The sequence below is a fragment of the Lysobacter sp. Root916 genome (assembly GCF_001429785.1).
Taxonomy (GTDB): domain Bacteria; phylum Pseudomonadota; class Gammaproteobacteria; order Xanthomonadales; family Xanthomonadaceae; genus Lysobacter.
The window spans coordinates 1-6942 of record NZ_LMJF01000006.1; the positions used below are offsets into that span (position 1 = coordinate 1).

Genomic DNA, 6942 nt, shown 5'->3' on the forward strand with positions numbered 1-6942 from the left:
TGTTGGCGCAGGTGAAGGAAACGACGCTGGAGGCGTTCGCGCACCAGGAGCTGCCGTTCGAACAGGTGGTGGAAGCGGTACAGCCGGCGCGCAGCCTGAGCCACAGCCCGTTGTTCCAGGTGATGCTGTCCTTGAACAACACGCCCGGCGGCGATGCGATGGAGCTGCCTGGCCTGACGCTGTCGCAGGTGCAAAGCGAGCACACCATTGCGCAGTTCGATCTGTCGCTGTCGTTGAACGATGGCGGCGCGGGCCTGCATGGCGGCATCGACTATGCGGTGGACCTGTTCGACCGCAGCACGATCGAACGCCTCGTCGGCCACTTCATGACTGTGCTGGAGGCGATGGTCACGTCCGACGCGCAGGCCGTCGCCACGCTGCCGATCATGACGGCTGTGCAGCAGGCGCAGGTGCTGGAAGGCTTCAATGCCACGGCGACCGACTATCCGCAGGATGTACTGATCCACGAACTGTTCGAAGGACGGGTGGACGCGCAGCCGGATGCACTGGCGGTACGCGACGGGTCCGGGTCGTTGAGCTACGCCGAACTGGACGCCCGGGCGAACCGCCTGGCGCACGAGCTGATCGCCCAGGGCGTGGGCCCGGATGCGCGTGTCGCGATCTGCGTCGAGCGCAGCGTGGAGATGGTGGTCGGCCTGCTGGGCATCCTCAAGGCCGGTGGCGCCTACGTGCCGCTGGACCCGGACTACCCGCCGGAACGCCTGGCTTTCATGCTGCAGGACAGCGCGCCGTCGCTGCTGTTGACGCAATCGTCGCTGGCGGATCGGCTACCGGCGCATGCGGTGGCGACGCTGTGCCTGGACGATGCGGCGGCGCCCTGGGCGGCGCGGCCGGCGTACCGGCCCGATCCGCAGGCCCTGGGCCTGGGCTCGCGCCACCTGGCGTACATGATCTACACCTCCGGATCGACCGGTCAGCCCAAGGGCGTGATGAACGAGCACCGGGGTGTGGTGAATCGGTTGCTGTGGGCGCAACGCGAATACCGGCTGGATACCGACGATCGTGTACTGCAGAAGACGCCGTTCGGCTTCGACGTGTCGGTGTGGGAATTCTTCCTGCCGCTACTGGCCGGCGCCGGTCTGGTGATGGCGCGGCCGGGCGGCCATCGCGATCCGGAGTACCTGCAGGCGCTGATCGAAGCCGAGGGCATCACGACGATGCACTTCGTGCCTTCGATGCTGGCCGAGTTCGTGTCGCAGGTGCGCGATGCGCGCTGCCGTTCGCTGCGCCAGGTGCTGTGCAGCGGCGAGGCGCTGCCGCATGGCGTGCTGCAGCGGGCCAGTCAGGCCTTGCCGCAGGTGGCCTGGCATAACCTGTACGGCCCGACCGAAGCGGCGATCGACGTGACGGCGTGGCCGTGCCGGGTCGGCGCCTACGGCGAGGTGGTGCCGATCGGCCGGCCGATCGCCAACACGCAGATGTACATCCTCGACGCGCAGGGTGCCCCGGTGCCGGTGGGCGTGGCGGGTGAGCTCCATATCGGTGGCGATGGCGTGGCGCGCGGGTACTGGAACCGCGAGGCGCTGACGGCCGAGCGTTTCGTGCGCGATCCGTTCAGTGCCGACCCGCAGGCGCGCATGTACAAGACCGGNCTCGACGCGCAGGGTGCCCCGGTGCCGGTGGGCGTGGCGGGTGAGCTCCATATCGGTGGCGATGGCGTGGCGCGCGGGTACTGGAACCGCGAGGCGCTGACGGCCGAGCGGTTCGTGCGCGATCCGTTCGGTGCCGATCCGCAGGCGCGCATGTACAAGACCGGCGACCTCGGTCGCTGGCTGCCGGACGGCAACATCGAGTACCTGGGGCGCAACGATTTCCAGGTGAAGATCCGTGGCTTCCGCATCGAGCTGGGCGAGATCGAGGCCAAATTGAGTGCCTGCGCCGGCGTGCGCGAGGCGGTGGTGCTGGCGCGGGAGGACGTGTCGGGCGACAAGCGACTGGTGGCGTACCTGACGGTGGACCAGGACCTTGCGGTGGCCGAGCTGCGTGCGCGTCTGTCGGTGGAGCTGCCCGACTACATGGTGCCCAGTGCCTTCGTGGTGCTGGACGCGTTCCCGCTGACGCCGAACGGCAAGCTGGATCGCAAGGCGCTGCCCGCGCCGGACGGCAGCTCGCTGATGCAGCGCGAGTACGAAGCGCCGCAGGGCGAGATCGAACAAGGGCTGGCGGAGATCTGGCAGTCGCTGCTGAAGATCGAACAGGTGGGTCGCCACGATCACTTCTTCGAACTGGGCGGYCATTCGTTGCTGGCSGTGCAGCTGGTCTCGCGCGTGCGCGAGCGGCTGGGCGTGGAAGTGCCGCTGCGCGAGCTCTTCGTTCATCCGGTGCTGCATGCGTTTGCGCAGGTGGTGGGCCAGGCCGGTACGAGCACATTGGGCCGGATCGAGCKCGTCGSCCGCGATCAACCGCTGCCGTTGTCGTTGTCGCAGCAGCGCCTGTGGTTCATCGACCAGCTGGATGCGTCCGCGAGCCGCGCGTATCACATGCCGGCGGCGCTGCGCTTGAGCGGGCAATTGAATCGTGACGCCCTTAAGGCTGCGCTCGATCGCGTGCTGGTCCGCCAGGAAGGTTTGCGTGCACGAATCATCGCCGTGAATGGCGTGCCGCACCAGTTGTTCGCACCCGAAGATATCGGCTTTGCCCTGGCAGAGCACGACCTATCGCAGTTGCCCGCCGAGACCCGCGAGCAGGCGGTACGCGAGCAGGTGGAGGCCGAAGCCGTGGCACCGTTCGACTTCGAGCAGGGGCCGCTGATCCGCGGACGCTTGCTGCGTACGACCGAAGAGGAACACGTGCTGCTGATTACCCAGCACCACATCGTCAGCGACGGCTGGTCGACCGGGGTGATGGTGCGGGAGTTCGCGGCGCTGTACACCGCGTTCTGCGCAGGGCAGCGCGATCCGTTGCCGCCTTTGGCGATCCAGTACGCCGACTATGCGGCTTGGCAACGTGGCTGGCTGCAAGGCGAGGAACTGGATCGGCAGACGGCGTTCTGGCGCGATCACCTGGTGGGCGCGCCGGCCCTGTTGGAGTTGCCGACCGACCGYCCGCGTCCGCCGGTGCAGCGTTATGCCGGGTCCGTGGTGCCGGTGGCGTTGTCGGCCGAGTTGGCCGGCAAGCTGCGCGTGCTGGCGCAATCGCACGGCACYACGTTGTTTGCGGTATTGCTGGCCGGCTGGTCGCTGCTGCTGTCGCGGCTGTCGGGTCAGGACGATGTCGTCGTGGGCGTGCCGGTGGCCAACCGGCAGCGGCGCGAGGTGGCTGGTCGCTGCTGCTGTCGCGGCTGTCGGGTCAGGACGATGTCGTCGTGGGCGTGCCGGTGGCCAACCGGCAGCGGCGCGAGGTGGAGGCGCTGGTCGGCTTCTTCGTCAACACGCTGGCCTTGCGTACGCGCCTGTCGGAGCCGTTGACGGTGGCCGGCCTGTTGGCGCAGGTGAAGGAAACGACGCTGGAGGCGTTCGCGCACCAGGAACTGCCGTTCGAGCAGGTGGTGGAAGCGGTACAGCCGGCGCGCAGCCTGRGCCACAGCCCGTTGTTCCAGGTGATGCTGTCCTTGAACAACACGCCCGGCGGCGATGCGATGGAGCTGCCTGGCCTGACGCTGTCGCAGGTGCAAAGCGAGCACAGCCCGTTGTTCCAGGTGATGCTGTCCTTGAACAACACGCCCGGCGGCGATGCGATGGAGCTGCCTGGCCTGACGCTGTCGCAGGTGCAAAGCGAACACACCATTGCACAGTTCGATCTGTCGCTGTCGTTGAAGGACGGCGGCGCGGGCCTGCATGGCGGCATCGACTATGCGGTGGACCTGTTCGATCGCAGCACGGTCGAACGCCTCGCTTGCCACTTCATGACTGTGCTGGAGGCGATGGCCACGTCCGACGCGCACGCCGTCGCCACGCTGCCGATCATGACGGCCGTGCAGCGAGCGCAGGTACTGGAAGGCTTCAATGCCACGGCGACCGATTATCCGAAGGATGCGCTGATCCACGAACTGTTCGAGCGGCAGGCGACCGCGCAGCCGGATGCGGTGGCGGTGGTTTACGAAGATCACCATCTGACGTACGGCGAGTTGAATGCGCGCGCGAACCAGCTGGCGCACGAACTGATCGCGCGCGGAGTACGGCCGGATGATCGCGTGGCGATCTGCTGCGAACGCAGCTTCGACCTGGTGGTCGGCCTGCTGGGCATCCTCAAGGCCGGCGGCGCCTACGTGTCGCTGGACCCAGCCTATCCGGCCGAACGGCTGGCCTTCATCCTGCAGGACAGTTCGCCCCGGCTGCTGCTCTCGACCACACGCCTGGACGGGCACCTGCCTGCCGGCGACGTGCCCGTGCTGTGGCTGGACCAGGCGCCAGCCACGCTGGCGAGCCATCCGGTCGACAACCTCGACGCACGGCGCCAGGGCCTGAGCTCGCGTCACCTGGCCTATGTGATCTACACCTCCGGTTCCACCGGCACGCCCAAGGGCGTGGCGATCGAGCATGCCAACACGCTCAACNCAGGGCCTGAGCTCGCGTCACCTGGCCTATGTGATCTACACCTCCGGTTCCACCGGCACGCCCAAGGGCGTGGCGATCGAGCATGCCAACACGCTCAACYTGTTGGCCTGGGCGCAGGCCAGTTTCACGGCGGCCGAGCTGAGCCACACCCTCTTTGCCACATCCACCAATTTCGACCTGGCGGTGTTCGAGTTGTTCGTGCCGCTGTCGTGCGGGGCCACGGTGAGCCTGCGTCCGGATGTGCTGGCGGTGACCGCCCAGGACACGATGACGCTGATCAACACGGTGCCCTCCGGTATCGACGCGTTGCTGCGTTCTCAGTGCGTGCCGGATACGGTACGCACGATCAACCTCGCCGGCGAGGCTTTGAAGCCGGCGCTGGTGGCGCAGCTGTTTGCCGGCACGTCGGCCGAAGAAGTGGTGAACCTGTACGGTCCCAGCGAGACCACGACGTACTCGACCTGGGTGCGGATGGACCGCAGCCATGCGGGACCGGTGCTGATTGGCCGACCGATNAGTGGTGAACCTGTACGGTCCCAGCGAGACCACGACGTACTCGACCTGGGTGCGGATGGACCGCAGCCATGCGGGACCGGTGCTGATTGGCCGACCGATCGCCAACACCCAGGTGTACATCCTGGATGCGCAGGGCGAGCCGGTGCCGGTGGGCGTGGCGGGCGAGCTCTATATCGGCGGCGATGGCGTGGCACGCGGCTATCTGAACCAGCCGGCGTTGACGGCCGAACGTTTCGTGCGCGATCCGTTCAGTGCCGATCCGCAGGCGCGCATGTACAAGACCGGCGACCTCGGCCGCTGGCTGCCGGACGGCAACATCGAGTACCTGGGGCGCAACGATTTCCAGGTGAAGATCCGCGGCTTCCGCATCGAGCTGGGCGAGATCGAGGCCCGGCTGGCGGCGTGTGCCGGCGTGCGCGAGGCGGTGGTGCTGGCGCGTGAGGACGAGCCGGGCGACAAGCGGCTGGTGGCGTATGTGGTGCCAGCGGCGGCAGCGGAGCCGACGGCGGTGCAGTTGCGCGAAGCGCTGCAAACGCAGTTGCCCGAGTACATGGTGCCGAGCGCCTTCATGGTGCTCGACGCATTCCCGCTGACGCCCAACGGCAAGCTGGATCGCAAGGCGCTGCCCGCGCCGGACGGCAGCTCGCTGATGCAGCGCGGGCACGAAGCGCCGCAGGGCGAGATCGAACAGGGGCTGGCGGAGATATGGCGGTCGCTGCTGAAGGTCGAACAGGTGGGTCGCCACGATCACTTCTTCGAACTGGGCGGCCACTCGCTGCTGGTGGTGCAGATGACCTCGCAGGTGCGCGAGCGGCTCGGCATCGAACTGGCTTTGCGCGAGATTTTCCTGCATTCGACGCTGTCCGCACTCGCTGCGCGGATGACGACGCACGTCTCTACTCGTACCTGGAGTCCGCTGGTTCAGTTCAAGAAGACGCCTGGGAAACCCACGCTCTATCTGGTGCCCGGTCTTGCCATGACGGCCGCTTCGTTCTGGGATCTGGCGCAGTCGCTTGATGGGCGCATGAATGTGCACGTCCTGGAAGCACAGGGACTGGAAGAAGGTCAGAAGCCATGCACGCGGATGGAAGACATCGTCGAGATGAATCTTTCGGCCATGCGCGAGAACGGACTTCCGGAGGGGCCGATCGTGCTGGGCGGACATTCCTACGGCGGTTCGGTGGCATTCGAGCTGGCACGTGCGCTGGAGGCATCCGGGCATCGTGTGCAGCTGATGCTGATCGATAACCTGCTGGTGCTTCCGTGGCAGTTGTTCAGGACGACGGATCCGGAGTTGAAGCGCGTCCTGAGCACGGACAAGCGTCTGAAAAAACTGTTCGACGCCCAATCCGCCATTTACGAGCGATACAAACCGTCGGGTCGTTTCCGCGGCGCGGTGGAAGTCATTTACGCGCGCGGCGGCAAAATCAAAACGATGCCGGAGCGCAAGCGCCTGCATGCCTGCTGGGAATATTGCGAGCAGAAACCGGTGGTGTCCTCGGTAGGGGGAGATCATCGCAGCATGCTTGGCGCAGCACATGCGGATGAACTGTCGGAAGCCATCTGGCAAGCGTGGCGTCGCTACATCGACGGGTCGGAGGGTTTCGCGCACTAGGCAAATCGAAATCGTGCTCGACTTGAACTGAATCGCTGTTGGGATATTGCACCGCCGTGTGCCGCTGGGGAGTGGCGACGGCGGTAGCCGAGGAGGATATGTGGACATACTTAGAGAAAGTCAGCCGGTAGCCCCCTGGTGGCGTCGCCACCGACGGTGGCTGCTGGTGTCGGCGGGTGCGGCAGTGTTGGTGGTAGCGGCGATGAGCGTGCTGGGGCGTGCCGACCAGCTGGCGTCGCGCGACCGGGTGGTGCTCGCGAAGGTGAAGCAAGGCGAGTTCCTGGTGCAGGTGCG

At 66.6% G+C, this 6942-nt stretch carries 1 protein-coding gene; it reads left to right on the forward strand.

Features of this window, described 5'->3' with window-relative positions:
- Positions 1 to 2959 precede the first annotated feature (2959 nt).
- The coding region (locus ASE35_RS21085; RefSeq protein WP_255357130.1) for an AMP-binding protein at positions 2960 to 4516 on the forward strand (1557 nt) is incomplete at its 3' end.
- Positions 4517 to 6942 lie beyond the last annotated feature (2426 nt).